Genomic DNA, 25,492 nt, shown 5'->3' with positions numbered 1-25,492 from the left:
GATCAGCCCTTGCGCCGTTTACGCCACCACCGCCATCTTCGGAGAAGCCTTCGCCATGAGTGACAAGCCCCACAACAATGCCCCCGAGTTCGCTGCCGCTTCGCTGGAAGCCTGGACCAAGGCCGCAGCCAAATCGGCCCCCGGCGGCGATGTGAACGCCCTGAACTGGGTCACGCCCGACGGCATCACCGTCAAGCCGCTGTACACCGCTGAAGACACGGCCAGCCTGCCGTATGCCAACACCTTGCCCGGTTTCGAGCCCTACCTGCGCGGTCCGCAGGCCACCATGTATGCGGTGCGACCCTGGACGATTCGCCAATACGCGGGTTTTTCGACGGCTGAAGAATCGAACGCCTTCTACCGCAAGGCCCTGGCAGCAGGCGGGCAGGGCGTGAGCGTGGCGTTCGACCTGGCCACCCACCGTGGCTATGACAGCGACCATCCGCGCGTGACGGGCGACGTGGGCAAGGCCGGTGTGGCGATTGATTCGGTCGAGGACATGAAGATCCTGTTCGACCAGATTCCGCTCGACAAGGTGTCGGTATCGATGACCATGAACGGCGCCGTGCTGCCGGTGCTGGCGGGCTACGTGGTGGCGGCAGAAGAGCAGGGCGTCTCGCAAGACCAACTCTCAGGAACCATTCAGAACGACATTCTGAAAGAGTTCATGGTGCGCAACACCTACATCTACCCGCCCAAGCCCTCGATGCGCATCATTGGCGACATCATTGGCTACACGGCACGCAACATGCCCAAGTTCAACTCGATCTCGATCTCGGGCTACCACATGCAAGAGGCTGGGGCCAACCAGGCGCTGGAACTGGCCTTCACCTTGGCCGACGGCAAGGAGTATGTGAAGACCGCCATCGCCTCGGGCCTGGACGTGGACGAATTCGCCGGGCGCCTGAGCTTCTTCTGGGCCATCGGCATGAACTTCTACCTCGAAGTCGCCAAGATGCGCGCGGCGCGCCTGCTGTGGTGCCGCATCATGAAGGAGACCGGCGCCAAGAACCCCAAGAGCCTGATGCTGCGCACGCACTGCCAAACTTCGGGTTGGTCGCTCACCGAACAAGACCCTTACAACAACATCGTGCGCACCACCATCGAGGCCATGGCGGCCGTGTTTGGCGGCACGCAGAGCCTGCACACCAACGCGCTCGACGAGGCCATTGCGCTGCCCACCGAGTTCAGCGCTCGCATCGCACGCAACACGCAGCTCATCATTCAGGAAGAAACGCACATCACCAACGTGGTGGACCCCTGGGCTGGCAGCTACATGATGGAAAAGCTGACGCAGGACATGATGGACGCCGCCTGGAAGATCATCGAAGAGGTCGAAGCCATGGGCGGCATGACCGCAGCCGTGGACAGCGGCTGGGCCAAGCTCAAGATCGAGGCCGCCGCTGCTGAAAAGCAGGCACGCATCGACTCTGGCCGCGACGTGATCGTGGGCGTCAACAAATACAAGCTCGCCAAGGAAGACCCGGTCGACATCCTGCAGATCGACAACGTGAAGGTGCGCGATGGCCAGATCGAGCGGTTGAAAAAAATCAAGGCAAATCGCGATGCAGCCCAGGTGCAGCAAGCGCTGGATGCTCTTACTTCTGCAGCAGCAGACGGCAGCGGCAACCTGCTGGACCTGGCCATCAAGGCGGTGCGCCTGCGCGCCACGGTGGGCGAGGTGTCTGACGCGCTGGAGAAGGTTTTTGGGCGCCACCGCGCCGATACGCAAAAGGTGACCGGTGTGTACGCAGCTGCCTATGACTCGGCCGAAGGCTGGGACCAACTCAAGACCGAAATCAACGCCTTTGCCGAAGATCAAGGCCGCCGCCCCCGGGTCATGATCGCCAAGCTGGGTCAGGACGGCCACGACCGGGGCGCCAAGGTGGTGGCCACTGCTTTTGCCGACCTGGGGTTTGACGTGGACATGGGCCCGCTGTTCCAGACGCCCGAAGAATGCGCCCGCCAGGCGATTGAAAACGACGTGCACGCCGTGGGCGTGAGCACGCTGGCCGCTGGCCACAAGACACTGGTGCCCGCCATCATCCAGTCGCTCAAGGACCAGGGCGCGGACGACATCATCGTGTTTGTGGGCGGCGTGATTCCGGTGCAAGACTATGAGCACCTGTACGAAGCGGGCGTGAAGGGCATTTATGGCCCCGGCACGCCGATTCCGGCCAGCGCCAAGGATGTGCTGGAGCAGATTCGCAAGGCGGTGGGTACTGCCGATACTGCGAAGTGATACAGTAATACGGTATTTCTCTGGAGAAACGCCATGGCTGTATCCGTCCGCATGGACCCCTTGCTCGAAAAGGAGCTGGAGCTTGCCGCCAAGCGGCAGGGCATCACCAAATCGCAATTCATCGTCGAAGCGGTGGAGCGCGCGCTGGGCCGCAAGGACCCGGCGGCGCTGTACCACAAGGTGATGGACCAAGCCGCGCGCTACGACATTGGCACCGGCACGCCTGACGAAGACCTGCCGCCCCACCAGTCGGCCCTGCGCCAAAGCCTGCGCGAAAACTACGCACGGCAGCAGGACGACTACGCGGCCTACCTGGCGCAGCGCGCTTTGGCCCAGGAGAAGCCAGATTGAAAGTCTGCCTGATCGACGCCGGACCCCTGGTGGCCCTGTTCCATCCGGGCGACCGCTTCCATGCGCGCTTTCGGCAGCTCATCGTGGAGAGCGAGGCACCCGTGCAACTGCACACCACCTGGCCCTGCATCACCGAAGCCAGCCATCTGCTGGGGCCGCGCTACCGGGTGGCCATGCTGCAGTGGATCGGCGCCGGCGCGGTGCAGATCTTTCCCTTCGACGCCGCCGACCTGCCCGACATGTGCGGCTGGATCGAGCAATACACCCAGCAGCCGCGCACGGAGATGGACCTGGCCGATGCCTCCCTGTACTGGCTGGCCTGCGAGTCGGGCGTGGCGCAGATTTTTACCGTCGATGTGCGCGACTTCTCCCGCTACCGGCTGCCCGACGGGCGCGGTTTCGACATCCTGTGATCCGCCGTCCATGAGCATTCTGCTTTCCCCTTCCTGGCTCGACGGCATCCTGCATGGAGCGCCGGCCATCCAGCGCCGCGCCATGTCCAAAGCCATCACGCTGCTCGAATCCACCCGCGCCGACCACCGCGCCCAGGGCGACGCGTTGCTCACCCAGCTGCTGCCCCACACGGGCAAGGCCTTTCGCCTGGGCATCAGCGGCGTGCCCGGCGTGGGCAAGTCCACGTTTATCGAGGCGCTGGGGCTGTACCTGATTGGCCTGGGCCACCGCGTGGCCGTGCTCACCATTGACCCATCCAGCACCGTCTCGGGCGGCTCCATTCTGGGCGACAAGACGCGCATGGAACACCTGTCGGTGCACGAAAAAGCCTACATCCGCCCCAGCCCGAGCAGCGGCACTTTGGGCGGCGTGGCCGAGAAGACGCGCGAGGCGATGCTGGTCTGCGAGGCCGCAGGCTACGACGTGGTGATCGTCGAAACCGTGGGCGTGGGCCAGAGCGAAATCGCCGTGGCGGGCATGACCGACATGTTCGTGCTGCTGCAGCTGCCCAATGCGGGCGACGACCTGCAGGCCATCAAGAAGGGCGTGATGGAGATTGCCGACCTGGTGGTCATCAACAAGGCCGACATCGACAAGAACGCCGCCACGCGGGCCGAGGCGCAGATCACATCAAGCCTGCGCCTGCTGGGCATGCACGGCAACCCCGACCATGCCACGCATGGCGCGCTGTGGCAGCCGCGCGTGCTGCAGATCAGCGCGCTGCTGGGGCAGGGCGTGGATGCCTTCTGGGCCGCCGTCACGCTGTTTCGCGAGATGCAAACCACCAACGGCCGCCTGGCCGCGCGCCGCGAAAAGCAGGCGCTGGCCTGGATGTGGGAGCGCATTGACGCAGGCCTCAAGCTGGCGTTTCGCCAGCATCCGCAGGTCAAGGAACTGCTGCCCCAGCTGCAGGCCGATGTGGCAGCAGGTCGCATCGCGGCATCCACTGCAGCACGAAATCTGCTGCTAGCGCAATCCAGTCAAGCGCAAGCAGCTATCAAATAAATAGTAAACACAAACCCATTTCACCAAAGGACGACCATGCAAGACATCCTGGATCAACTGGAGAAAAAGCGTGCGCTGGCACGCCTGGGCGGCGGGCAAAAGCGCATTGATGCGCAGCACGCCAAGGGCAAGCTCACGGCGCGCGAGCGCATCGAGCTGCTGCTGGACGACGGCACGTTCGAGGAATGGGACATGTTTGTCGAGCACCGCTGCACCGACTTTGGCATGGAAGACAACAAGATTCCCGGCGACGGTGTGGTGACCGGCTACGGCATGATCAACGGCCGCCTGGTGTTCGTCTTCAGCCAGGACTTCACCGTGTTCGGCGGCGCGCTCAGCGAAACCCATGCCGAGAAAATCTGCAAGGTGATGGATCAGGCGATGAAGGTGGGCGCACCCGTCATCGGCCTCAATGACTCGGGCGGCGCGCGCATCCAGGAAGGCGTGGCCAGCTTGGGCGGCTATGCAGACGTGTTCCAGAAGAACGTGCTGGCCAGCGGCGTGGTGCCGCAGATCAGCATGATCATGGGCCCCAGCGCCGGCGGCGCCGTGTATTCGCCCGCCATGACCGACTTCATCTTCATGGTCAAGGATTCGAGCTACATGTTCGTCACCGGCCCCGAAGTGGTGAAGACCGTGACGCATGAGGAAGTCACCGCCGAAGAGCTGGGCGGCGCCGTCACCCACACCACCAAGAGCGGCGTGGCCGACATGGCGTTCGAGAACGACGTGGAGGCGCTGATGATGCTGCGCCGCCTGTACAACTACCTGCCGCTCAACAACCGCGAAAAGGCCCCGGTGCGCCCGAGCAACGACCCGGCCGACCGCATGGACCTGAGCCTGGACACCCTGGTGCCGGTCAATGCCAACCAGCCCTACGACATGAAGGAGCTGATTGTCAAGACCGTGGACGACGGCGACTTCTTCGAGCTGCAGCCCGAGTACGCCAAGAACATCGTCATCGGCTTTGCGCGTATGGAGGGGCAGAGCGTGGGCATCGTGGCCAACCAGCCGCTGGTGCTGGCGGGCTGCCTGGACATCAAGTCGAGCATCAAGGCCGCGCGTTTTGTGCGCTTTTGCGATGCCTTCAATATCCCGGTCGTCACCTTTGTGGACGTGCCCGGCTTCATGCCCGGCACTTCGCAAGAGTACGGCGGCATCATCAAGCATGGCGCCAAGCTGCTCTACGCATACGCCGAGTGCACCGTGCCCAAGATCACCGTCATCACGCGCAAGGCCTACGGCGGCGCGTACGACGTGATGAGCAGCAAGCACCTGCGCGGCGACGTGAACCTGGCCTGGCCCAACGCCGAGATCGCGGTGATGGGCGCCAAGGGCGCGGTGGAAATCATCTTCCGCGAAGACAAGAACGACCCGGTGAAGCTGGCTGCGCGTGAGGCCGAATACAAAGAGCGTTTTGCCAACCCGTTTGTGGCGGGGGCGCGTGGCTTTATCGACGACGTGATCCTGCCGCACGAAACGCGCAAGCGCATCTGCCGCTCGCTGGTGATGCTGCGCGACAAGAAACTCGAAAATCCGTGGCGCAAGCACGGCAACATCCCACTCTGAGCGGACTAGGAGCATAAAAACATGTTTACGAAAATCCTGATCGCCAACCGTGGCGAAATCGCCTGCCGCGTCATCGCCACTGCCCGCAAGATGGGCATCCAAACCGTGGCGGTGTACTCCGATGCCGACAAGGAAGCCCGCCACGTCAAGCTGGCCGACGAGGCCGTGCACATTGGCGCCGCGCCCAGCCGCGAGTCGTACCTGCTGGCCGACAAGATCATTGCCGCCTGCAAGCAGACCGGCGCGCAGGCCGTGCACCCCGGCTACGGCTTCCTCTCTGAAAACGAAGCCTTCGCCAAGCGCTGCGAAGACGAGGGCATTGCCTTCATCGGCCCCAAGGCGCATTCGATTGCGGCCATGGGCGACAAAATTGCCTCCAAGAAGCTGGCCAATGAGGCGAAGGTCAACACCATCCCCGGCTACAACGACGCGATCAGCGGCCCCGAGCAGGCGGTAGAGATCGCCAAGGGCATCGGCTACCCCGTGATGATCAAGGCCAGCGCCGGCGGCGGTGGCAAGGGCTTGCGCGTGGCCTTCAACGACAAGGAAGCGTTTGAAGGCTTTGCCAGCTGCCAGAACGAGGCCCGCAACAGCTTTGGCGACGACCGCATCTTCATCGAGAAGTTCGTGCAGGAGCCGCGCCATATCGAGATCCAGGTACTGGGCGACAGCCACGGCAACGTGATCTACCTGAACGAGCGCGAATGCTCCATCCAGCGCCGCCACCAGAAGGTGATCGAAGAGGCGCCGTCGCCCTTCATCTCTGACGCCACGCGCAAGGCCATGGGCGAGCAGGCCGTGCAGCTGGCCAAGGCCGTGAAGTATCAGAGTGCGGGCACGGTGGAGTTTGTGGTCGGCAAGGACCAGGACTTCTACTTCCTGGAGATGAACACCCGCCTGCAGGTGGAGCACCCGGTGACGGAATGCATCACCGGCCTGGACCTGGTGGAACTGATGATCCGCGTGGCGGCGGGCGAAAAGCTGCCTTTGACGCAAGCCGACGTGAAGCGCGACGGCTGGGCCATCGAGTGCCGCATCAACGCCGAAGACCCGTTCCGCAACTTTTTGCCGTCCACCGGCCGTCTGGTGCGCTTTCAGCCGCCGGAGGAATCCATGTTCCAGTCCGATACGACCAAAAAATTGGGCGTGCGGGTGGACACGGGCGTGTACGAGGGCGGCGAGATCCCCATGTATTACGACTCGATGATCGCCAAGCTCATCGTGCACGGCACGGACCGCAACGACGCAATTGCCAAGATGCGCGCGGCGCTCAACGGCTTTGTGATTCGTGGCATCAGCAGCAACATCCCGTTCCAGGCGGCGCTGCTGGCGCATCCGAAGTTTGTGACCGGCGACTTCAACACCGGTTTCATTGCCGAAAACTACGCCAAGGGCTTTCACGCCGAAGACGTGCCGCACAGCGACCCGCTGTTCCTGGTGGCGCTGGCCGCCTACATGAACCGCCGCTACCGCGCCCGCGCCTCGGGCATCAGCGGCCAGCTGGCCGGGCACGAGGTGAAGGTGGGCGAAGCGTTCGTGGTGGTCACGCTGGGCGCCGAGGGCCAGAACCAGCACCACGACGTTGCGGTGACCGATTTCGAAATCAAAGGAAAACTGCGCTCCAGCGCAGTATCCGTGGGCGGCAATAGCTATCAGATCAGTAGCACAGCCACGCTGGGGCAGATTCGCGTGCAGGGCCAGTGCAATGGCATGGGCTTCACGGCCCAGGTAGAGCGCGGCACGGCCAAGAACCCGCTGGCGCTGCGCATCAGCCACAACGGCACGCAGATTGACGCGCTGGTGCTGTCGCCGCTGGGCGCGCGCCTGCACCAACTGATGCCCTTCAAGGCGCCGCCGGATCTGTCCAGGTTCCTGCTCTCGCCCATGCCCGGCCTGTTGGTCGATGTGGCGGTGCAGTCCGGCCAGAAGGTGCAGGCCGGCGAAAAGCTGGCAGTGATCGAAGCCATGAAGATGGAAAACATCCTTTTCGCCGCGCAGGACGGCGTGGTGGGCAAGATCACGGCGGGCAAGGGCGAGTCGCTGGCGGTGGACCAGGTGATTCTGGAGTTTCAATAAAAAAGTGCCTTCAGCGCTTGTCTGGCAAGCGCTGATAGCTATCAATAAAGGAGTAACTCGCATGACCCGCCCCTTCAAAGTGCTGGGCATCCAGCAGGTCGCCATTGGCGGCACTGACAAACAGCGCATGAAAACCCTGTGGGTGGACATGCTGGGCCTCACGCAGACGGGCACCTTCCAGAGCGAGCGCGAAAACGTGGACGAAGACATCCTGGCCATGGGGCAGGGCGCGTTCAAGGTCGAGGTGGACATCATGCAGCCGCTCGATATCGACAAAAAACCCGCCGTGCACACCACGCCGCTCAACCACATCGGCCTGTGGATCGACGACCTGGCCGCCGCCGTCGAGTGGCTCACCGCCAAGGGCGTGCGCTTTGCGCCGGGCGGTATCCGCAAGGGCGCGGCGGGCTACGATATCTGCTTTCTGCACCCCAAGAGCAATGATGAGTTTCCCATCGCGGGCGAGGGCGTGCTGATCGAACTGGTGCAGGCCCCGCCCGAGGTGATTGCCGCGCTCGGCTAAGAAAGTGTTCACAATCTCAGCCTCTTTGGCATGGCCCGGTTGCGCTGCCGCAAGCGGGGGGCCAGGCTGGAGAAGCACTTTGGGATGAATTGGAAATATGAATCGACGACAGAAAGATGAGCGCCGCAGCGGACAAGACCGGCGGCAAGAAGAGCAAGGCCCGCCCACCAGCTATGAGCGGCGCCGCAGCGTCGAGCCACGCCAGCCCGAATTGACCGAGCTGGAGCTGAGCGAGGAAGAGCTCAAAGACCTGGGCTTTTTCCCCGATCAGCCCGACCCGCCCAAGTAGTGCCTGGCCGCACCGGCTTTTGCCTTATTGCCTTATTGCCTTTTTGTCTTCTCGCGCATTCGCTGCCCAACACCCTGAAAGCCCCCCATGTCCCTTACCGCCACCCCGTCCGCCAGCCAACCCCTGCAGTTGCACCGCCGCGTTGCACCTGCTGCAGTGCAAGGCCCGTGGACGGTTGATGCCATCCAGGCCCTGCTCGACAAGCCATTGATGGACCTGCTGTTTGAGGCGCAGACCGTGCACCGCCAGCACTGGCCCGCCGGCGACATCGAGCTGGCCACGCTGCTGTCGGTCAAAACCGGTGGCTGCCCCGAAAACTGCGGTTATTGCCCGCAGGCCGCCGAGTTCGACACCGGCGTGAAGGCCGAGAAGCTCATGGAAGTGGATGAGGTGGTGCGCGCCGCCCAGGCCGCCAAGGACGCCGGAGCCACCCGCTTTTGCATGGGCGCCGCCTGGCGCGCGCCCAAGGACCGCGACATCGAAAAGGTCAGCGCCCTGATCGGCGCCGTGAAAGGCCTGGGCCTGCAAACCTGCGCCACGCTGGGCATGCTCGAATCGCACCAGGCGCAGGCGCTCAAGGATGCAGGGCTCGATTACTACAACCACAACCTGGACACCGCCCCCGAGTACTACACCGACGTGGTCAGCACCCGCGCCTACCAGGACCGGCTGGACACCCTGCAGCATGTGCGCAGCGCGGGCATCAGCGTGTGCTGCGGCGGCATTGTGGGCATGGGCGAGGCGCCCGTGCACCGCGCGGGCCTGATTGCCCAGTTGGCCAACCTGCAGCCCTACCCGGAATCGGTGCCCATCAACAGTCTGGTGCGCGTGCCCGGCACCCCGCTGGCCGACAGCGAGCCGGTGGACCCGTTTGACTTTGTGCGCGTGATTGCGGTGGCCCGCATCACCATGCCCAAGGCCCGCGTGCGCCTGTCAGCCGGGCGCCAGCAGATGGGCGAAGCGGTGCAGGCACTGTGCTTCATGGCCGGGGCCAACTCGATTTTTTATGGCGACAAGCTGCTGGTGACTGGCAACCCCGACGTGCAAGCCGATGTGCAGCTGCTGGCCAAACTGGGCTTGAACGGCCACCGCACCACCACGACCGAATCGGACGACCTGCATGCGCATGCGCAACCGCAAGAGGTGTGCGCCTGATCCCTGCACACCTGCGGTGTTGCGTTGTCAGGCGGCGTGGCCTTCTGCCATGGTGTCCCAGGCCTTGAGGGCTTCGGCGGCGTACATCAACGAGGGTCCGCCGCCCATGTAAACGCACACGGCCAGCATCTCTTCGAGTTCGGCGCGTGTGGCGCCCAGTTTCAGCAGCGCCTTGACGTGAAAGCCGATGCACCCCGAGCAGTGCTGGCTCACGCCAATGGCCAGGGCAATCAGTTCCTTGTGCTTGGCGCTGATCGCGCCCTCGGCCATGGACGCCTGGGCGAGCTGGCCAAACCCCCGCATGGCTTCGGGCTGGGCTTTGCGAAAAGTGGCCAGGCTCTCATTGATGTTGTGTATCAGGCCTGCGTGGTCAAAGGTGCTCATGACTGGATGTCCATCAAAAAAGGATTCAATACAGACGGGTCGGAAAAAGCGCGGCCGGGGCCGCTGGCTGGCGCGGCCCGATCCATGGCGTCTGCGCCGGTTGCTTGTTATTTGCTCAGGGAGCAGGTGTTGATGCCCAGCAGGGTGTAGGCCGGGCAGAAACGAAACAGGCCAGTGGCCAGAGGCACCACGCCCAGCCAGCCCCACCAGCCCACGGTGCCAGTGGCTGCCAGGGCAATCAGCACCAGACCGGCCACGATGCGCAAGACACGGTCAATGGTTCCAACGTTGACTTTCATGATTTCTCCTTTGCTTTGGGTGCTTGCAGCCCTTGTGCGGGCCACTTTGCGAAAAGGCAGAGCGGCCCTGGAGCCGCTTCACCCGGTTACTCGAACGAGGGCGTCACGGGCTTGACCACGGGCTTGCCAGCGGCCAGCCAGGCGTCGAAGCCACCGGCAATCGACTGCACCTGCAGATATCCCATGTCCTGCATGGCGCACGCGGCCAGCGCAGCGCGGCCACTGGTCTTGCAATAGACGACGACCTTGAGGTCGCGCGACGTGAGCGCCGGCGTGCTGCTGAGCTTGAACTCCAGCAGACCGCGCGAGGCATGGATGGCGCCGGGCAGGTGCCCAGCCTGGTATTCATCGGCCTCGCGCACATCGATCAGCACATCGGCTTCGCGGATGGCCTGCTCGGCCTGTTCCACGGGGATTTCCTGGACCCGGGCTTTGGCGGTGGTAACGAGGTCGTGGGCGGTTTTCATGGGCATTTTCCAGAAGGGGAGGGAAGGTAGGCGCTCGGTATCGTCATTTCAGGACCACGTTGTCTGAGTCCAGCACTTTCAGGTCGACGGGGATGCCCTGGCCCACGCTCTGGGTCACGGTGCAATAGCTCTCGAACTGGCTGAGCACTCGGTCCAGGTGCTCCAGCCGCGCTGCGGGCACACCCAGGCGCAAGGTGGCTTCAATGCGCAACACGCGCAGGCGGCCCTCGGGGTTGCGCCCCACTTCAGCCTGTATTGTGGTGCGCAAGGGTTCGGGTGTCTGCTTGAATTTGCGCAGTGCAAACAGCAGCGAATCGCTCAGGCAATTGCCCACCGCCGCACACAGCAACTGCACGGGTGATGGCCCCACGCCCGTACCCAAAGGGGCTGGTTCGTCGGCGATCAGGTGGGGAATGGCGCCACCGAACTGGATGTCAAAGCGGTAGTCCTCTTGCTGGACGAGTTCAACGGTGACCTGTTCATTGCTCATGAAAATCTCCGGGATTGCACAGATGGGTCGGGTGGATGAATGAGGGTGTCACAGTGCGTTGACCGGAATCTTGAGATAGGTCACACCGTTATCCTCAGGCGGTGGCATGGCTCCTGCTCTGATGTTGACTTGCACCGAGGGCAGGATCAGCACAGGCATCTCCAGCGTCGCGTCGCGCCGGGTACGCAACTCCACAAAGGCCTCTTCGGTCACGCCATCATGCACATGAATGTTGTGGGCGCGCTGGTCGGCCACGGTGGTCTGCCATGCGGCGGCGCGCCCTGCGGGCGGGTAGTCGTGGCACATGAAGAGGCGGGTTTCATCGGGCAGGCTCAGCAGCTTTCGCACTGACTGGTAAAGCGTATGCGCATTACCACCCGGGAAGTCGCAGCGCGCGGTGCCCACATCGGGCATGAACAGGGTGTCGCCCACAAACACGGCATCGGCTACCTGGTAAGCCATGCACGCCGGGGTGTGGCCTGGCACCGCCAACGCCCTGGCTTCAAGCTGGCCAATGTGGAACACCTCTTCGTCGTGCAACAGATGGTTGAACTGGCTGCCGTCCGGATGGAACTCGGGCTCCAGATGGAAGATCGCCTTGAACACATCCTGCACCCGGGTGATGGCGGCGCCGATGGCAATCTTGCCCCCCAGTTTCTTGCGCAGGTAGTGCGCGGCTGACAGGTGGTCGGCATGGGCATGGGTTTCCAGAATCCACTGCACGGTCAAACCCTGGTTTTGCACAAACTCCACCAGCCGGTCGGCAGAGTGCGTTCGGGTGCGTCCTGACTTGGGGTCGTAGTCGAGCACCGAATCCACCAAAGCGCAGTGGCCTCCGGTCTTGTCAAAGACCACATAACTCACGGTCCAGGTGGCGTCGTCAAAGAAGGCTTGGATCTGGGGCTTCATGGGAGAACTCCTGGGATTTCACGTTGAATGACAACAGTCTATTGATTTATAGATTGTTGGTCAATATAATATCAACATTGAATTTGAAATGGAGCGCGCCACCATGCTCACAGAGACACCGATAGACCTTGATACCCTGCGCCGTTCGGCAGACAGCGCCTGCCGCCTCATGAAAGTGCTGTCCAACCCCGACCGCCTGTTGCTGCTGTGCCAGCTCAGCCAGGGCGAGAAGAGGGTGGGGGAGCTGGAGGAGCTGGTGGGCATCTCCCAGCCCACGTTGTCACAGCAACTGGGGGTGTTGCGCGAGGAGGGCCTTGTCAACACCCGCCGCGAAGGCAAGAACATCTATTACGAGATCGCCAGCGCCCAGGCTCTGGCGGTGATGAACGTTTTGTTTGAACAATTTTGTGACCCCGCCAAGGAGAACATTCCATGCTGATCGACTGGACCCATTTCACCCCCTGGATTGCACTTGCAGGCGGCATTCTGCTGGGCTTGGCAGCAGCGCTTTTTGTTCTGCTCAACGGCCGCGTTCTGGGCATCAGCGGCATCGTGGGCGGTTTGCTGCGCCCGCGCAGGGGCGACATCGCCTGGCGCGTGACTTTTTTGCTGGGCATGTTGGTGGCCCCGTGGCTGTATGGGTTGCTGACCGGCCCCGCACAGCCGCGCATTGATGCGGGCTGGGGCATGGTGGTCCTGGCAGGCCTGCTGGTTGGCGTGGGTACGCGCTATGGATCTGGCTGCACCAGTGGCCATGGGGTGTGCGGGCTGTCGCGCATGTCACCCCGGTCCCTGGTCGCCACCCTGGCCTTCATGGGCGCCGGATTTGTCACCGTCTTTCTCATCCGGCATGCGCTGGCCTGATCGCACACCCAACGCATCGGAGCATTGATTGCTATGAAAAATCGTATTTCGGAGTTTGTGGTGGGCCTGATCTTCGGGCTGGGCCTCATCGTTTCGGGTATGACCGACCCCGGCAAGGTGCTGGGTTTTCTGGATCTGGCCGGCCTGTGGGACCCATCGCTGGCGTTTGTGATGGGTGGCGCCATTGCGGTGGGCGTTTTTGCGTTTGCCTTGGCCAAGAAGCGAGCGACCAGCTTTTTGGGCGGCGCCATGCACTTGCCCACCTCGCGCGACATTGATCGCCGACTGGTGGTCGGGAGCCTGATCTTTGGCGCCGGTTGGGGCATTGCGGGCTTTTGCCCGGGGCCGGCCATCGTCTCTGCCGGTGCTGGCCAGCCCAAGGCCATCGTGTTTGTGTTGGCCATGCTGGTGGGCATGTGGCTGTTCGAGCTGGCCGAGGGTCGCACACGCCGTGCCCCGCGCACCAAGGCTGGAGCGCATTGACATGATCGCAAAAAAGAACCCGCCATGAACATCGTGCCCGGCTGGATACGCAGCTACCAGAAACCCTGGCTATCGGGCGATGCGATCGCTGGGGTGATCGTCACGGTCATGCTCATTCCGCAGAGCCTGGCGTATGCATTGCTTGCGGGGCTGCCGCCGCAGGTGGGGTTGTACGCCAGCATTCTTCCCATCCTTGCTTATGCATTGCTGGGTTCCAGCATGACGCTGGCGGTGGGCCCGGTGGCGGTGGCGTCGCTCATGACGGCCAGCGCATTGCAACCGCTGGCGGTGGCGGGCTCTGCAGACTACGTGGCGCTGGCCATGCTGTTGTCGCTGCTATCGGGTGGCATGTTGCTGCTGTTTGGCGCACTGAGGCTGGGTTTTATGGCCCACTTTCTGAGCCATCCGGTCATCAGCGGCTTTATCTCGGGCTCGGCCATCCTGATTGCGGTGGGGCAGGTCAAACACCTGCTGGGCGTGAAAGCAGGCGGCACCAATGTGCTGGACACCCTGATCCAGCTGGCACAGGCCGTGCCGCACACCCACGGCGTGACCCTGGGCATCGGGGCAGGGAGTGTGCTTTTTCTGTGGTTGGCGCGCAAATACCTTGCGCCATGGCTGGTCCGCGCAGGTGTCAGTCCCAAGCTGGCAGATATCGCCTCCAGGCTTGCCCCCATGCTGGCGGTGGTGGTGTCCACGGCGCTGGTGGCGGCATTGCGCTGGGATCAAACCGCTGGTGTCAGCATTGTTGGCGCCGTGCCGCAAGGCCTTCCCACGCTGGCGCTGCCCAAGTTGTCGTTGCCTGCCATCGAGCAACTGTGGCTGCCGGCGTTGCTCATCTCTCTGGTGGGCTTTGTCGAGAGTGTTTCGGTGGCGCAGTCTCTGGCCCTTCAACGCCAGCAGCGCATCAACCCCAACCGCGAGCTTCTGGGCTTGGGCGCGGCCAATGTCGCCAGCGCGTTGTCTGGTGGGTTTCCTGTCACCGGGGGGTTTGCGCGGTCGGTGGTCAACTTTGCGGCGGGTGCCAATACTCCCCTGGCTGGCGTGATTTCTGCTGTGCTGATGGGCGTGGTGATTGCCTCGTTGACCGGCCTGTTTCACTATTTGCCCCAAGTCGTGCTCGCGGCCACCATCATCGTGGCGGTGGTATCGCTGATTGACATACAGACCCTGCGTGAGGCCTGGCGCTACGACAAGGCCGACGCCATGTCGCTGCTGGCCACCGCAGGGGGCGTGATCGCGTTGGGGGTGGAAGTCGGCATCTTGATGGGGGTAGCGTTGTCGCTGGGCACTTTGGTCTGGCGCAGCAGCCATCCGCACATTGCGGTGGTCGGGCGCGTGCCGGGCACCGAACACTTTCGCAACGTGGCCCGCCATGCAGTCACCACCGAGCCCGGCCTGATCGCCGTTCGGGTGGATGAAAGCCTGTATTTCGCCAACTCGGATGCTTTGCTGGACCGTGTGGAGCAATTGGTGGCGGCCCAACCGGATACGCGCCATGTGCTTCTTGTGTGCTCAGCCATCAACCAGATCGACACGACCGCATTGGGCGTATTGACCGATCTGGAGCGCAGTCTGGCTCAGCGAGGGACTGCGTTGCTTCTCGCTGAAGTCAAGGGTCCTGTACTGGACCGGTTGCAGGGCACGGCATTGGGCCAGCGGCTGGAGGGGCGAATCTTCTTGAGCACCCATGCTGCCTTTGAACATGCTCGACAGGCTGCCAGCACCGTTTAGAGGCTTTGGATGCAGGTTTGTAATTTTACATAATATACATCGTATCTAGTCACACGAGGGCTAAACCTGGCCCGCCACGACCCGTTTCGGGACAATAAAATTCTGGCATCTGGTCATCCAATCCCGCTGAATTTGCCAACCACGGTAGCGCAACCGCCTGCGCCCGCACCACCGATCCGTATGAAACTCCTTAAACCGACGACCTCATCTTCGATCCACTTCGGGCACAAAGACAAGGTTTGCATCATCACCGGAGGTGCCCAAGGCATTGGCGAGGCCTGTGTCCGCCGCTTTGCGGCTGAAGGTGCCAAACTGGTGATCGTCGATGTGGACGATGTACGCGGCCAGGCCCTGGCGCAGGAACTGGGCGCGCTGTATGTGCGCTGCGATGTGGGCGATAAATCGCAGGTGGATGCACTGGTGGCCCAGACCCTGGCGGCCTACGGGCGCATCGATGTGCTGGTGAACAACGCGGGCATCTTCCGCGCTGCAGACTTTCTGGACGTGACCGAGGCAGACTTTGACGCCGTACTGCGGGTCAACCTCAAAGGCTCGTTCCTGGTCGGCCAGGCGGTGGCGCGGGCCATGGCGGCGCACCATGGCGGTCGTGGTGGCGGCGCCATCGTCAACATGAGTTCGGTTAACGGCGTGCTGACCATTCCCAACATCGCGAGCTACAACGTGAGCAAAGGCGGCGTGAACCAGCTCACGCGGGTGATGGCGCTGGCGCTGGCCGACAAGAACATCCGTGTCAACGCTGTGGCCCCCGGCACCATCGCCACCGAGCTGGCCGCCAAGGCCGTGCTGACCAGCGACGAGGCCAAGCACAAGATCATGAGCCGCACCCCCATGAAGCGGCTGGGCGAGCCGTCGGAGATTGCCGATGTGGTGGCCTGGCTGGCCAGCGATGCTGCCAGCTATGTGACCGGCGAAATCGTGACCGTGGATGGCGGGCGCATGACGTTGAACTACACGGTCCCCGTCTGATTCAGTCTGCAGAATACTACTGAATTGATAGCTGCTAGCGCTTGCTGCATAAGCGCTAGCGGCCATTTTTGCCAAATTTTTATGCCTGCGGCATGCGCCGCAGCAAACCCGCCATGCTGCGCGGCCAGCCGACCGGGCCAAACCAGGCACCGCCTGCAATCGCCCAGGCGTTGACAGCGCCGTAGAGCACCAGGGCCACGCCCTGTGCGGCAAACACCGCTGCCAAACCACCGCCCCAGCGCAGCGCCAGCCAACCACCGGTCACCGCAATGGCAAGCCGCACGATGTTGCCGATCACCGGCCAGAGCAGGCGCCCTGCCCCTTGCGAGGCAAAGTACAGCACCAGGCCCAGGCCGAAAAAGCCGTACACGGGGCCGACGGTGCGCAGATACAGCGCGCCCGCCTCCAGCATGGCGGGGTCGCTGTTGAACAGCGACAGCCACGCGTTGGGAAAGGCCGCCGCCCACAAGCCAATCGCCTCGGCCATCACAAACGCCATGGCCGCGCCGATCCAGGTGGCGCGCAAGGCGCGTTCGCGCTGGCCCGCGCCGATGCAGGTGCCCACCATGGCCACCAGCGGCGCGCCCAGGCCAAAGACCAGCGGCACCAGCAGATATTCGAGCCGCGACGCCGTGCCATAGCCCGCGATGGCTGCCGTGCCAAAGCCGCCCACCAGCGCGGTGGTGACGCCAATCGCCAGGTTGGTGGCCACGGTAGAGACGGTGCCCACCAGCCCCACCCGCAAAATGTCCTTGAACAACACCCACCGAAAACGGATGTGCGTCAACGACGGCCGCAGCAGGCTGCGCGGCGACCACAAATACGCCGCCAGCACCGCGCTGCCGACCAGGTAATACGCCATCAACGCAATGGCCCCGCCGGCAATGCCCAGGCCGGGCATGGGGCCCCAGCCAAAGATGAGCAGTGGCGACAACGGTACCAGCACGAAGGCGCCCAGCACCGTCACATACGCCGGCACCGCCATGTTGCCCGTGCCCCGGATCACGGCCGACAGCGTGTTGAACAGCCACACCAAAAACGCGCTCGCAAACACCCAGTTGGAATAGACCAGCGCCGCGTCCAGCGCGCCGCCAGTGCCGCCCATGCGGGTGTAAAGCCAGCGCCCTCCTCCCACCACGCCCACGGTAAAGACCAGCGAAAACACCGCCGCAATCACCAACGCGTGTAGCACCAGCGCATCGGCATCGTCCCGCCGTCGGGCCCCCAAAGCACGGGCGATGGCCGATGCGATGCCGCCGCCCATGGCGCCCGCAGAGGTCATCTGCATCAGCATGACCACCGGGAAGACAAGTGCCATGCCCGCCAGCGCATCGGTGCCCAGCTGGCCGACAAAGTAGGTCTCGATCAGCCCGACGCCTGCTTGCGCCAGCATCACCAGCACATTGGGCGCGGCCAGCCGCACCAGCGTGGGCGCGATGGGCGCCTCCAGCAGCATGCGGGTGCGTGGGTTCAGTGCATCGGTCATGCAGTCACCGCCGCTGCCCCAGGCCTGCGCGGCACCACGATGCGCACGGTGGATATTTGCAGTACATCACCGTGCTGGTTGCGGGTTTCGCTGCGCACGGTGACCATGCCACGGTCGGGCTTGGATTTGGAGGGCTGGATCTGCACCACCTCGCTCACCACATGCAGCACGTCGGTGGCGCGCGTGGGCCGGGGCCAGCTCAGCTCGCCCCCGGCTCCGATGATGCCGCCCGCAATCGGCAGACCGCTGGTCACCTGCAGGCGCATGGTCACGGCCGCCGTGTGCCAGCCGCTGGCGGCCAGGCCTCCAAACAGGGTGGCGCGGGCTGCGCCGTCGTCCAGATGGAACGGCTGTGGGTCGAACTGTGCAGCAAAGGAGATGATCTGCGCCTCGTCCATGGCGTACTCGCCACTTTTGAATCGGTCGCCCACCGTCAGGTCGTCCAGATAAATCAGCGGGTTGCCTGTCGTTGAGGTGCAGCTGGCGTGGGTATCCGTCATGTCATCGGCTTTCATTCAATGGGATGGATGGCGTTGCGAGCTCAGGCGGCAGAGGCTGCGGGTCGCACCAACCGCGCCTCGCGGATGGGCAGGTGGACCAGCGCTGCGCCAACGGCCAGCACGATGTCGATGTACCAGACCCAGTCATAGCTGCCCGTGGCCTGGAACACGGTTCCGCCCAGATAGGCACCAAAAAAGCCGCCAATCTGGTGCGCCAGCATCACGATGCCGAACAACATGGCCATGTTGGCCGTGCCAAACATTTTGGCAACCAGGCCGACCGTGGGCGGCACGGTAGACAGGAACGTCACGCCCATGACCGCCGCAAAGACCAGCACCACGGCGGGTGTCTTGGGCGCAAACAAGAAAACGAGCACCGCCAGGCCGCGCGTGGCGTACAGCAGCGACAACAGCGACTTCATGCGCCAGCGGCCCACAGCCCAGCCCATGGCCAGGCTACCGACGATGTTGAACAAACCGATCATGGCCAGTGACCACCCACCAATCTCGGGCGGCAGACCACACGCGGCGATGACACCCGGAAGGTGCGTGGCCAAAAACGCCACGTGAAAGCCGCACACCAAAAAACCCGCTGCCAGATAACGGTAGCTGGGCATGGCCAGCGCCTGGGCAATGGCTTCGCGCGCCGTCAGCGCCTTCTGGCCCGATGCGGCGGCAGCCTGCGCGGCCATGGCATTGGAGTTGCCCTTGAGCACCCACACCGAAGGCAGCGCCAGCAGCACCAGCACCCCCAGCCACTGCATCGCACTGGCCCAGCCCACTGCGGCTGTCAGGCCAATGGCGATGGGCGCCATCGCAAACTGCCCGAACGACCCGCCTGCGTTGACGATGCCGCTGGCCAAACCGCGCTTGCTCGCAGGCACCAGCCGCGCCGTGGCCGCCATCAACACCGACGGTCCGGCCATGCCCGCACCGCCAGCAGCCAGCACACCGATGGCAAAAATCAGGCCCGCCGTTGTGGTCATGTAAGGCGTTATGAACGTGCCCAAAGCCACCAGCGCAACGCCCAGCAGGATTACACGCCCCGTGCCAATGCGGTCGGCCACGGCGCCCGCAAAGGGCTGCGTCAGGCCCCACCAAAGCTGACCAAACGCAAAGGCCAGGCTGATGCTGCCAATGCCCAGCCCGGTGGAGGTGTTGAGCGACGACAGGAACAGACCCATCGTCTGGCGCGTGCCCATCGTCAGTGCAAACGCGCCTGCGGCGGCCAACAGCACGAGCCACAAGGTCCACGGTGCGCTGGATTTGGCTGCCGCTTGAGGGGTGTTGTCAGTCGTCATGGCCAGCGTCCTGCGCGGGCAATGCCGCCAGCAAGGCGAGCGAATCATCCACCAAGGCGTGCAAGGCCATCACGCGCCCCACGCCCAGCGTTTCGTTCAGCGCCAGCTGGGCCGCCTTCCAGTGGCGCTGCGCCTCGGCACGCTTGTCGCGACCCGCGTCGGTGATGTGCACCAGGCGGCTGCGGGCATCAGCGCCCGCATCCAGCGTCACCCAGCCCGCATCGACCAAGGGGCGCAGGTTGCGGGTCAGCGTGGAGGCATCCATTTTCATGGCCACCGCCAAGTCGCCGGGGCGGATCGGCCCTAGCTTGAGCACATGCGACAGCAGCGAATACTGCGTGGTCTTGAGCCCGCACTGCACCATTTCGGCGTCGTAGTGGGTCGCCACACGGCGCATCAGCTGGCGCAGCTTGAAGTTGGTGCAGCCCTGCGGCAGCGCCTGGGTGGCGGTCGGTACGCCAGAGTCCATGGTGGAGATGTTGGCTTGCATGGATTTGATTGTATCTGCAACAATTGCATGTGCAACATATCCATTTCAACCACAACTGTGACCAGGACACCCCATGACCCAACACAACCACCTCGAACACTGGCTGGCGCAGGAGCGCGACATCCTCGCCACCCTGGACGCAGGCCCCGGCCCGGGCGTGGCCAGCCGCGAGCAGATTGCGCATCTGAGCGGCCTGCAGCAAATGCAGGCCATGCTGCGTGGCGAGCTGCCCTATGCCGCTATTGCCAAGACGCTGGATTTTTTGATCGTCGAAGTGGGCGAAGGCACCGCCATCTTCCAGGGCACGCCCCGCGCCGAGCACCTCAACCCCATGGGCACCGTGCACGGCGGCTGGTTTGCCACCCTGCTCGACTCGGCCCTGGGCTGCGCCGTGCACACGCGCATGGAGCCGGGGCGTGGCTACACCACGGCCGAGCTGGGCATCAACCTGGTCAAGGCCATTACGCCCAAGGTGCAGCGCGTGCGCGCCGAAGGCCGCGTGATCCACAGCGGGCGCCAACTGGCCACGGCCGAGGCGCGCCTGGTGGGGCCGGACGGCACGCTGTATGCCCACGCCACCACCACCTGCCTGGTTTTCGACTTGCCGGCACAATCGAAGGGATGAAATTCCTCCACACGATGCTGCGCGTTGGCAACCTTCAACGCTCGATTGATTTCTACACCCAGGTGCTGGGCATGCAACTGCTGCGCCAGTCCGAGAACCCCGAGTACAAATACTCGTTGGCGTTTCTGGGATTCGAGGGCGGCAACCCCGGCCAGGCCGAGATCGAGCTGACCTACAACTGGGGCACCGAGAGCTACGACCACGGCAATGCCTATGGCCATATTGCGCTGGGCGTGCCTGATGCCTACGCCGCGTGTGAAAAGATCCGGGCCGCCGGCGGTAACGTGACGCGCGAAGCAGGCCCGGTCAAGGGCGGCACCACGGTGATCGCGTTCGTGACCGACCCGGATGGCTACAAGATCGAGCTGATCCAGCGCGCCGAGGGCGCTGCCAGTGCGGGGCTGCGGTAACTGGTTACTATTAATTAGATAGCTGCTCGCGCTTTATGGATAAGCGCTAACAGCGTATTTGACCAATAAAAAACCCGGCAATGCCGGGTTTTTTGGTAAAGGCAGGTTCGCGATCACTGGGCGCTCAAGGCCACTTCCACGCGGCGGGCTTCGGCGTTGCTGCCGCTGGCCGTGGTTTCTTCGGGCTTCTTGAGTTCGATCTTGTCTTCGGCCACGCCCAGCGCTGTCAGGGCATCGCGCACGGCAAAGGCGCGCTGCTTGGCCAGTTCGGCGTTCAGGGCCGCATCACCGGTGGCGTCATGAAAGCCTGAGACGACTGCCTTTTTGCCTTCGGCCACACCCTTGACAACGTCGGCCAGGGCTTCGTTGGCGCCTGCAGCCAGGTCGGCCTTGGCGCTGGCAAAGTAGAACTTCACCACGCCGTTTTCCACGCGCACGCTGGCGCCGTCGGTGACCACTGCGTCAGCGACGGGTGCTGCTGGCGCGTTGCTTGCTTCAGCGGTTGCGGCCAGCTTGGGCGCTGCGGGGCCGCGCACCTGCTTGACCACCGCGGTGCCCACCACCACAGAGATCACCAACGCAATCAGTGCAAACAGAAAACCGAGGGCAAAACGTTGCTGGCTGTCGTTGTCCGAGCTCTTGAAAGACATGGTGCAGAACTCCGTAAATAATGGTTTGCTGGATAAGACCGCGATTCTAAAGTGTTGCCATGACGATGCACCCCGCACCCCACCGTGACCCGGCACCCATGCTTGAGCGCGCCCTGCAGGAATGGGGCGACCGCAGCGATCTGTGGGTGTTCGGCTATGCCTCGCTGATCTGGCGGCCCGATTTTGACTACGCCGAGCGCCGCCCCGCCACGGTCCACGGCTGGCACCGGGCGCTGAAAATGTGGAGCCGCATTAACCGCGGCACGCCCGAGTGCCCTGGCCTGGTGTTTGGCATGCTGTCGGGCGGCAGCTGCCGTGGCATGGTGTTCCGCGTGGACAAGGCACATGCCCGACAGGTGATGATCAACCTGTGGCAGCGCGAGATGGTCACCGCCGTGTACGACCCGCGCTGGCTGGTGTGCCACACGCCCCATGGCCCGGTGCAGGCGCTGGCCTTCACCCTGTCGCGCAAAAGCCCCAACCACACGGGCGAGCTGCCCGACCACGAGGTCTGCCGCATTTTTGAGCAGGCCAGCGGGCGGTATGGCACGACGCGGGACTACGCCCAGGCCACGTACGACGAGTTGCGCAAGCACGGCATTCACGACCGGGCTCTGGCCCGGTTGATCGCATTGGCAAAAAAAGACGCGTAATTCGCGCCCGCCCCCGATACGATGGCGGTCACCGCTGGCAGGCGCCGTCAACGATGCCCACGCCGCGCGGTGTTCTTCGGCATCTGTTCAAAGGAGTGTGGGTCATGAATCCTCGTTTCACCCTGTCGATTCTGTCGTCGCTGGTGGCTGCTGTCGCCCTGGCAGGCTGCGCATCGTACCCCGCGGGCAACCGCGCCGCAGCCAAACTGGAGCCCACCCGCGGCAGCACGACCACCGGTACCGTGACCTTTGTCCAGACCGGCGGTGGCGTGCAAGTGTCCGGGGAAATCCGCGGCCTCAAGCCCGGTGCCGAGCATGGCTTTCATATCCACGAAAAAGGCGATTGCTCCAGCGGCGACGGCATGAGCACGGGCGGCCACTTCAACCCCGGCGGCAAAGCCCACGGCCACCACGGCATGGGCGACCACCACACCGGCGACCTGCCCAGCCTCAAGGCCGACGCCAACGGCGTGGCCACGTTCCACTTTGAATCCAGCACCATCCGCGTGGGCGGCACCGACAACAACATCGTTGGCCGTGGCCTCATCGTGCACCGCGACCCCGACGACTACAAAACCCAGCCCACCGGCAATGCAGGCCCACGCCTGGCCTGCGCGGTGATTGCGGCCCAGTAAGCCAAACGCCCCTACCAAGCCGCTGCACCGTGCGGCGGCTTTTTTCATGGGCAGGATGAAAGAAGGCGTGCAGCCAACAACGCCTCAGCCCGCTCCAACGCCTGTACGGTGTCAATGTCGGTCACCGCACCCTCGTCCTGCACCGGCACAGCCAGCCCCCGCCCCTGCCCCGCCCACTTGCGCACCACAGGCGCAGCGCCTTTTTCGCCCTGCAGGGCCAGCAGGTCGTCCAGGCAATCCCGCGCAAACGCCACCGGGTGCCCACGCTCGCCCGCAAACTCCGGCCACGCCACCACGGCCCGCTGATCCTGCAGCACCTGCGCCATGGCCTGCAGCGTGGCGGGTTGCACCAGCGGCAAATCGCCCGGCAACACCAGCCAACCCGCCGCATCCGCTGATCGGGCCGTGTGGCGCACAGCGGCGGCAATCGAATCGCCCATGCCCGGGTGCCCCACATCCTCCACATGCCACGGCAAGCCACTGGCGCGCACGGCATCCAGCGTGTGCTGCAGCACAGGTTTGTCCGCCAGCAAGGCTTGCAGCTTGTGCACCGTACCGCCGGATGCTTTAAAGCGTTCGCCCCGGCCAGAGGCGAGGATGAGGACGGTGGGTGATGTCAGTGGCATGGGTGTGGATGGGTAAATCGAAAGGCTTGGTGCTGAAGCCAGCCGCATCATGGCATCCCTACGCAGCAACGGCTGGACCGTGACCGGCAAGCTGCGCCGCGACCAGCCCGACATCTTTGCGCCTGAATTCGGACCTGTGCTCAACCACCATTGGCGGGCAGTTTTCGGCCCGAAACGGTCTGTTTGCCGTGCAATATGGAACTGCCATTGGCTGCCCTTCAGTTAAAGTCCTCGCCCTCCGGGTGATTTTTTCCCGCATCGCGCACCTCACATCCCAAGGGGCATTGACTCCCCGATGACGGGGTTTGAAAACAAAATCTGCGACTTTGGGTGGCACGCTGGCTGATGTGGCCGTGCAAACTGCAGCTCGCAAAGCGAGAAGAACAATATGCTGTTAACCGATATAGCCGTCGAGCACACATTGGTGTCCAAAAAGGATGGCGTTCGCCAGACTTTCTTGCTGCATCCTTTTACCGATACACAGCGCGATTCACTGGGCAAATTCGAGCTCGTTCGCGACGTCAGCCAACCCGGACTCAAAGACGCAAAACGCTCCACCTTCGTATCGTTTCACCAATTGGCGGAGCTGTATGCAAAAGGCCTGCTCGAAGAATTCGGGTTTTCCGTTCGCATGTGTCCGGGTAAAGGCACCTACCCTGCCAAGCTGCCAGCCAAAAAGATACTGCCCACCAGCATCAAGCCAGGCTCTTCGTTCGACCTGGCGGTTCAAAAAGTGGATATTGCCAAACCTGCCACTCGCGAATTGAGAACAGCCTTGCTTCGCACCAACGTCCAAATTTAAGCGTGACGGCGCTGATCGATAAGGGAGCCGATGTGAATCCAACCATTGCGCATGCTGAACTGATTGCCACATTCAAGCGGGCCGAGGCAGATGCCGCCCACAAGTTCGGGCTGATCAAAGCGGCTGCCAATAAAGGCCCCAAGGCCATCCAAGCCGCCACCGAAACAGCGGCAAAGGCAGCAAAACGCAGGGACTCGTTTGCGAAAAAGCTGGAAATTCTGGGGGTGAACCTTAAGGATTGAGCGCTGCCACGCCTACGGCGTGACACCCACCATTGGCGGCTGTGCACAACGGGAACTGATTGTCAAAATAATCTCTGTAATCTCAAAAAATAATCGGTATGGGCTTACACCGATTTGCATTATTTCCAAGCACAGCAGTTAAAGAATATTAATTTTCGGGTCGTGAAGGTGTGGAGAAAGATGAATATTCGCCTCAGGCTGGTTGCCTGACATCTAGTTTTTTCGAACCAACGACCGCTAACGCCATTACCGGTCATCGGACTTTGCTTAGGCTAGCCGACCGTTGCACCGCTAAAACCTGCAATCCAGCGGGACTCTAGCGTACGCGACGATCAAATTCTTTGGTGGCATGCACGCTTCCTGCTCAAGTATGAGGACGGGAATAGGCAGCTTAGTTTCGTCCAGGGGCGATACCCAATCATCTCCGTGCGACGCGAAGCAGTCGTAAATCCTAGAAGCACTTACCCCTTGGCTCACCTCAGCCGCTGGCCAAGCTCCGCTGCCTGCGCCAGCCCAGGAACCCCTGCACGGCCGACAGCAGCCCCGCGCCCACGGTGCATCCACCGATAGGCCAACCGCATTGGCCCCGAGAGTACCTGCTGCAAATGCAAATGGATCGCTGATTTGCCCGGGGCCCCGTTCAGGGCAGTAAGCTACATCCTCCCCAGTAAGTGCCTGGTAATAGAACCAAAGACACGATGAGCTCTTCACAAACCCTTGTAAGAGCTCATGCAAAAACTCCAACTCCCCGCTGACCTTGCCCCTGTTTCGTGTAGCTCTTAACCCACGGTT

The 25,492-nt window shown here is 63.1% G+C and carries 31 protein-coding genes; 20 read left to right on the top strand and 11 right to left on the bottom strand.

Annotated features, from left to right (window positions below):
* Positions 1–55: 55 nt before the first annotated feature.
* The 9 genes from scpA (at position 56) to bioB (ending at position 9,663) form a co-directional block, all read left to right on the top strand.
* Positions 56–2,242 (top strand): methylmalonyl-CoA mutase, encoded by a 2,187-nt coding sequence (gene scpA, locus J8G26_RS11890; RefSeq protein ID WP_210569076.1) that lies wholly within the window; start codon positions 56–58, stop codon positions 2,240–2,242.
* A gap of 33 nt (positions 2,243–2,275) precedes the next feature.
* Entirely contained in the window at positions 2,276–2,593 is a 318-nt protein-coding gene (locus tag J8G26_RS11885; RefSeq protein ID WP_143218388.1) for a CopG family transcriptional regulator, read from the top strand.
* Positions 2,590–3,006: a VapC toxin family PIN domain ribonuclease gene (locus J8G26_RS11880; RefSeq protein WP_087745812.1), complete on the top strand. Its 417-nt coding sequence runs from the start codon at positions 2,590–2,592 to the stop codon at positions 3,004–3,006. Before J8G26_RS11885 ends, J8G26_RS11880 begins: the two co-directional genes overlap by 4 nt.
* Positions 3,007–3,016: 10 nt before the next feature.
* On the top strand, positions 3,017–4,051 hold the full coding sequence (gene meaB / locus J8G26_RS11875) for a methylmalonyl Co-A mutase-associated GTPase MeaB (protein WP_210569075.1): 1,035 nt from the start codon (positions 3,017–3,019) through the stop codon (positions 4,049–4,051).
* Between the two features lie 36 nt (positions 4,052–4,087).
* A complete protein-coding gene (locus J8G26_RS11870; protein ID WP_210569073.1) occupies positions 4,088–5,620 on the top strand; it encodes an acyl-CoA carboxylase subunit beta in 1,533 nt (510 codons plus the stop codon).
* A gap of 21 nt (positions 5,621–5,641) precedes the next feature.
* Complete coding sequence (locus J8G26_RS11865; RefSeq protein WP_210569070.1) at positions 5,642–7,696, top strand: acetyl/propionyl/methylcrotonyl-CoA carboxylase subunit alpha; 2,055 nt, start codon at positions 5,642–5,644, stop codon at positions 7,694–7,696.
* A gap of 61 nt (positions 7,697–7,757) precedes the next feature.
* Positions 7,758–8,219, top strand: a complete 462-nt coding sequence (locus tag J8G26_RS11860) for a VOC family protein (protein WP_087745819.1) — start codon at positions 7,758–7,760, stop codon at positions 8,217–8,219.
* A gap of 97 nt (positions 8,220–8,316) precedes the next feature.
* Positions 8,317–8,508, top strand: a complete 192-nt coding sequence (locus tag J8G26_RS11855; protein ID WP_087745821.1) for a hypothetical protein — start codon at positions 8,317–8,319, stop codon at positions 8,506–8,508.
* 87 nt (positions 8,509–8,595) lie between these two features.
* A complete protein-coding gene (gene bioB, locus J8G26_RS11850) occupies positions 8,596–9,663 on the top strand; it encodes a biotin synthase BioB (RefSeq protein ID WP_210569068.1) in 1,068 nt (355 codons plus the stop codon).
* Between the two features lie 27 nt (positions 9,664–9,690).
* Here the strand turns inward: bioB and J8G26_RS11845 are convergent, their stop codons facing one another.
* The 5 genes from J8G26_RS11845 to J8G26_RS11825 all read right to left on the bottom strand — a co-directional run bounded on the left by J8G26_RS11845 (position 9,691) and on the right by J8G26_RS11825 (position 12,212).
* Positions 9,691–10,047 carry a carboxymuconolactone decarboxylase family protein gene (locus J8G26_RS11845; protein ID WP_210569066.1) on the bottom strand — a complete coding sequence of 119 codons (357 nt, stop codon included), beginning with the start codon at positions 10,045–10,047 and terminating at the stop codon, positions 9,691–9,693.
* Positions 10,048–10,154: 107 nt separating this feature from the next.
* The gene (locus J8G26_RS11840; RefSeq protein WP_210569065.1) at positions 10,155–10,346 is read right to left on the bottom strand and encodes a DUF2892 domain-containing protein; all 192 of its coding nucleotides are present in this window, start codon (positions 10,344–10,346) and stop codon (positions 10,155–10,157) included.
* 86 nt (positions 10,347–10,432) lie between these two features.
* The gene (locus J8G26_RS11835) at positions 10,433–10,813 is read right to left on the bottom strand and encodes a rhodanese-like domain-containing protein (RefSeq protein ID WP_210569064.1); all 381 of its coding nucleotides are present in this window, start codon (positions 10,811–10,813) and stop codon (positions 10,433–10,435) included.
* A 43-nt stretch (positions 10,814–10,856) separates the two neighbouring features.
* The gene (locus tag J8G26_RS11830; protein WP_210569063.1) at positions 10,857–11,303 is read right to left on the bottom strand and encodes an OsmC family protein; all 447 of its coding nucleotides are present in this window, start codon (positions 11,301–11,303) and stop codon (positions 10,857–10,859) included.
* 48 nt (positions 11,304–11,351) lie between these two features.
* Positions 11,352–12,212, bottom strand: coding sequence for an MBL fold metallo-hydrolase (locus J8G26_RS11825; protein ID WP_210569062.1), 861 nt, complete (start codon positions 12,210–12,212; stop codon positions 11,352–11,354).
* 103 nt (positions 12,213–12,315) lie between these two features.
* On the opposite strand from J8G26_RS11825, the gene J8G26_RS11820 reads away from it, so the two are divergent.
* The 5 genes from J8G26_RS11820 (at position 12,316) to J8G26_RS11800 (ending at position 16,280) form a co-directional block, all read left to right on the top strand.
* Positions 12,316–12,651 (top strand): metalloregulator ArsR/SmtB family transcription factor, encoded by a 336-nt coding sequence (locus J8G26_RS11820; RefSeq protein WP_210569061.1) that lies wholly within the window; start codon positions 12,316–12,318, stop codon positions 12,649–12,651.
* Positions 12,645–13,076: a YeeE/YedE family protein gene (locus J8G26_RS11815; RefSeq protein ID WP_210569060.1), complete on the top strand. Its 432-nt coding sequence runs from the start codon at positions 12,645–12,647 to the stop codon at positions 13,074–13,076. Before J8G26_RS11820 ends, J8G26_RS11815 begins: the two co-directional genes overlap by 7 nt.
* Positions 13,077–13,109: 33 nt before the next feature.
* Entirely contained in the window at positions 13,110–13,559 is a 450-nt protein-coding gene (locus J8G26_RS11810; RefSeq protein WP_087745829.1) for a YeeE/YedE family protein, read from the top strand.
* Between the two features lie 24 nt (positions 13,560–13,583).
* Positions 13,584–15,293, top strand: coding sequence for a sulfate permease (sulP, locus tag J8G26_RS11805; RefSeq protein ID WP_210569059.1), 1,710 nt, complete (start codon positions 13,584–13,586; stop codon positions 15,291–15,293).
* Between the two features lie 180 nt (positions 15,294–15,473).
* Positions 15,474–16,280, top strand: a complete 807-nt coding sequence (locus J8G26_RS11800) for an SDR family oxidoreductase (protein ID WP_210569058.1) — start codon at positions 15,474–15,476, stop codon at positions 16,278–16,280.
* Positions 16,281–16,359: 79 nt separating this feature from the next.
* Here the strand turns inward: J8G26_RS11800 and J8G26_RS11795 are convergent, their stop codons facing one another.
* Genes J8G26_RS11795 through J8G26_RS11780 form a run of 4 tightly spaced genes read right to left on the bottom strand, consistent with a single transcriptional unit; the run spans position 16,360 to position 20,057 of the window.
* The gene (locus J8G26_RS11795) at positions 16,360–17,766 is read right to left on the bottom strand and encodes an MATE family efflux transporter (protein ID WP_210569057.1); all 1,407 of its coding nucleotides are present in this window, start codon (positions 17,764–17,766) and stop codon (positions 16,360–16,362) included.
* Positions 17,763–18,266, bottom strand: coding sequence for a MaoC family dehydratase (locus J8G26_RS11790; RefSeq protein ID WP_210569056.1), 504 nt, complete (start codon positions 18,264–18,266; stop codon positions 17,763–17,765). Before J8G26_RS11790 ends, J8G26_RS11795 begins: the two co-directional genes overlap by 4 nt.
* Positions 18,267–18,307: 41 nt before the next feature.
* The gene (locus J8G26_RS11785; protein ID WP_210569055.1) at positions 18,308–19,567 is read right to left on the bottom strand and encodes an MFS transporter; all 1,260 of its coding nucleotides are present in this window, start codon (positions 19,565–19,567) and stop codon (positions 18,308–18,310) included.
* On the bottom strand, positions 19,557–20,057 hold the full coding sequence (locus tag J8G26_RS11780) for a MarR family winged helix-turn-helix transcriptional regulator (RefSeq protein WP_210569054.1): 501 nt from the start codon (positions 20,055–20,057) through the stop codon (positions 19,557–19,559). Before J8G26_RS11780 ends, J8G26_RS11785 begins: the two co-directional genes overlap by 11 nt.
* A 73-nt stretch (positions 20,058–20,130) precedes the next feature.
* Between J8G26_RS11780 and J8G26_RS11775 the strand changes: the two genes are divergently transcribed.
* Positions 20,131–20,682, top strand: a complete 552-nt coding sequence (locus J8G26_RS11775) for a PaaI family thioesterase (protein ID WP_210569053.1) — start codon at positions 20,131–20,133, stop codon at positions 20,680–20,682.
* Positions 20,679–21,092, top strand: coding sequence for a lactoylglutathione lyase (gene gloA / locus J8G26_RS11770; RefSeq protein WP_210569052.1), 414 nt, complete (start codon positions 20,679–20,681; stop codon positions 21,090–21,092). Before J8G26_RS11775 ends, gloA begins: the two co-directional genes overlap by 4 nt.
* 113 nt (positions 21,093–21,205) lie before the next feature.
* On the opposite strand, the gene J8G26_RS11765 is transcribed toward gloA, so the two are convergent.
* Entirely contained in the window at positions 21,206–21,742 is a 537-nt protein-coding gene (locus J8G26_RS11765) for an OmpA family protein (RefSeq protein WP_210569051.1), read from the bottom strand.
* 59 nt (positions 21,743–21,801) lie between these two features.
* Between J8G26_RS11765 and J8G26_RS11760 the strand changes: the two genes are divergently transcribed.
* Positions 21,802–22,395, top strand: coding sequence for a gamma-glutamylcyclotransferase (locus tag J8G26_RS11760; protein ID WP_210569050.1), 594 nt, complete (start codon positions 21,802–21,804; stop codon positions 22,393–22,395).
* A gap of 104 nt (positions 22,396–22,499) precedes the next feature.
* The gene (locus J8G26_RS11755) at positions 22,500–23,030 is read left to right on the top strand and encodes a superoxide dismutase family protein (protein WP_210569049.1); all 531 of its coding nucleotides are present in this window, start codon (positions 22,500–22,502) and stop codon (positions 23,028–23,030) included.
* Positions 23,031–23,074: 44 nt separating this feature from the next.
* Here the strand turns inward: J8G26_RS11755 and J8G26_RS11750 are convergent, their stop codons facing one another.
* The gene (locus J8G26_RS11750; protein ID WP_210569048.1) at positions 23,075–23,656 is read right to left on the bottom strand and encodes a nucleotidyltransferase family protein; all 582 of its coding nucleotides are present in this window, start codon (positions 23,654–23,656) and stop codon (positions 23,075–23,077) included.
* A 388-nt stretch (positions 23,657–24,044) separates the two neighbouring features.
* On the opposite strand from J8G26_RS11750, the gene J8G26_RS11745 reads away from it, so the two are divergent.
* Together J8G26_RS11745 and J8G26_RS11740 are read left to right on the top strand one after the other, a co-directional pair.
* Positions 24,045–24,458, top strand: coding sequence for a hypothetical protein (locus J8G26_RS11745; RefSeq protein ID WP_210569047.1), 414 nt, complete (start codon positions 24,045–24,047; stop codon positions 24,456–24,458).
* 2 nt (positions 24,459–24,460) lie between these two features.
* Positions 24,461–24,700, top strand: a complete 240-nt coding sequence (locus J8G26_RS11740; RefSeq protein WP_349238321.1) for a hypothetical protein — start codon at positions 24,461–24,463, stop codon at positions 24,698–24,700.
* The last annotated feature ends 792 nt before the right edge of the window (positions 24,701–25,492 follow it).

Origin of the sequence: Acidovorax sp. JG5 (genome assembly GCF_017939685.1) — a bacterium.
Lineage (GTDB): Bacteria > Pseudomonadota > Gammaproteobacteria > Burkholderiales > Burkholderiaceae_C > Acidovorax.
The sequence above is the reverse complement of the archived record's forward strand: the minus strand, read 5'-3'. Positions and strand labels throughout refer to the sequence as shown.

Excerpts from the sequence above, each read along its gene's own strand:
- J8G26_RS11760 (WP_210569050.1), top strand. The coding sequence starts at position 21,802 with ATGACGATGCACCCCGCACCCCACCGTGACCCGGCACCCATGCTTGAG.
- J8G26_RS11820 (WP_210569061.1), top strand. The coding sequence starts at position 12,316 with ATGCTCACAGAGACACCGATAGACCTTGATACCCTGCGCCGTTCGGCA.
- sulP (WP_210569059.1), top strand. The coding sequence starts at position 13,584 with ATGAACATCGTGCCCGGCTGGATACGCAGCTACCAGAAACCCTGGCTA.
- J8G26_RS11775 (WP_210569053.1), top strand. The coding sequence starts at position 20,131 with ATGACCCAACACAACCACCTCGAACACTGGCTGGCGCAGGAGCGCGAC.
- J8G26_RS11825 (WP_210569062.1), bottom strand. The coding sequence starts at position 12,212 with ATGAAGCCCCAGATCCAAGCCTTCTTTGACGACGCCACCTGGACCGTG.
- gloA (WP_210569052.1), top strand. The coding sequence starts at position 20,679 with ATGAAATTCCTCCACACGATGCTGCGCGTTGGCAACCTTCAACGCTCG.
- J8G26_RS11785 (WP_210569055.1), bottom strand. The coding sequence starts at position 19,567 with ATGACGACTGACAACACCCCTCAAGCGGCAGCCAAATCCAGCGCACCG.
- J8G26_RS11840 (WP_210569065.1), bottom strand. The coding sequence starts at position 10,346 with ATGAAAGTCAACGTTGGAACCATTGACCGTGTCTTGCGCATCGTGGCC.
- J8G26_RS11845 (WP_210569066.1), bottom strand. The coding sequence starts at position 10,047 with ATGAGCACCTTTGACCACGCAGGCCTGATACACAACATCAATGAGAGC.
- J8G26_RS11830 (WP_210569063.1), bottom strand. The coding sequence starts at position 11,303 with ATGAGCAATGAACAGGTCACCGTTGAACTCGTCCAGCAAGAGGACTAC.
- J8G26_RS11870 (WP_210569073.1), top strand. The coding sequence starts at position 4,088 with ATGCAAGACATCCTGGATCAACTGGAGAAAAAGCGTGCGCTGGCACGC.
- J8G26_RS11780 (WP_210569054.1), bottom strand. The coding sequence starts at position 20,057 with ATGCAAGCCAACATCTCCACCATGGACTCTGGCGTACCGACCGCCACC.
- bioB (WP_210569068.1), top strand. The coding sequence starts at position 8,596 with ATGTCCCTTACCGCCACCCCGTCCGCCAGCCAACCCCTGCAGTTGCAC.
- J8G26_RS11860 (WP_087745819.1), top strand. The coding sequence starts at position 7,758 with ATGACCCGCCCCTTCAAAGTGCTGGGCATCCAGCAGGTCGCCATTGGC.
- J8G26_RS11865 (WP_210569070.1), top strand. The coding sequence starts at position 5,642 with ATGTTTACGAAAATCCTGATCGCCAACCGTGGCGAAATCGCCTGCCGC.
- J8G26_RS11815 (WP_210569060.1), top strand. The coding sequence starts at position 12,645 with ATGCTGATCGACTGGACCCATTTCACCCCCTGGATTGCACTTGCAGGC.
- J8G26_RS11885 (WP_143218388.1), top strand. The coding sequence starts at position 2,276 with ATGGCTGTATCCGTCCGCATGGACCCCTTGCTCGAAAAGGAGCTGGAG.
- J8G26_RS11795 (WP_210569057.1), bottom strand. The coding sequence starts at position 17,766 with ATGACCGATGCACTGAACCCACGCACCCGCATGCTGCTGGAGGCGCCC.
- meaB (WP_210569075.1), top strand. The coding sequence starts at position 3,017 with ATGAGCATTCTGCTTTCCCCTTCCTGGCTCGACGGCATCCTGCATGGA.
- J8G26_RS11855 (WP_087745821.1), top strand. The coding sequence starts at position 8,317 with ATGAATCGACGACAGAAAGATGAGCGCCGCAGCGGACAAGACCGGCGG.
- scpA (WP_210569076.1), top strand. The coding sequence starts at position 56 with ATGAGTGACAAGCCCCACAACAATGCCCCCGAGTTCGCTGCCGCTTCG.
- J8G26_RS11790 (WP_210569056.1), bottom strand. The coding sequence starts at position 18,266 with ATGACGGATACCCACGCCAGCTGCACCTCAACGACAGGCAACCCGCTG.
- J8G26_RS11755 (WP_210569049.1), top strand. The coding sequence starts at position 22,500 with ATGAATCCTCGTTTCACCCTGTCGATTCTGTCGTCGCTGGTGGCTGCT.
- J8G26_RS11765 (WP_210569051.1), bottom strand. The coding sequence starts at position 21,742 with ATGTCTTTCAAGAGCTCGGACAACGACAGCCAGCAACGTTTTGCCCTC.
- J8G26_RS11745 (WP_210569047.1), top strand. The coding sequence starts at position 24,045 with ATGCTGTTAACCGATATAGCCGTCGAGCACACATTGGTGTCCAAAAAG.
- J8G26_RS11810 (WP_087745829.1), top strand. The coding sequence starts at position 13,110 with ATGAAAAATCGTATTTCGGAGTTTGTGGTGGGCCTGATCTTCGGGCTG.
- J8G26_RS11835 (WP_210569064.1), bottom strand. The coding sequence starts at position 10,813 with ATGAAAACCGCCCACGACCTCGTTACCACCGCCAAAGCCCGGGTCCAG.
- J8G26_RS11750 (WP_210569048.1), bottom strand. The coding sequence starts at position 23,656 with ATGCCACTGACATCACCCACCGTCCTCATCCTCGCCTCTGGCCGGGGC.
- J8G26_RS11800 (WP_210569058.1), top strand. The coding sequence starts at position 15,474 with ATGAAACTCCTTAAACCGACGACCTCATCTTCGATCCACTTCGGGCAC.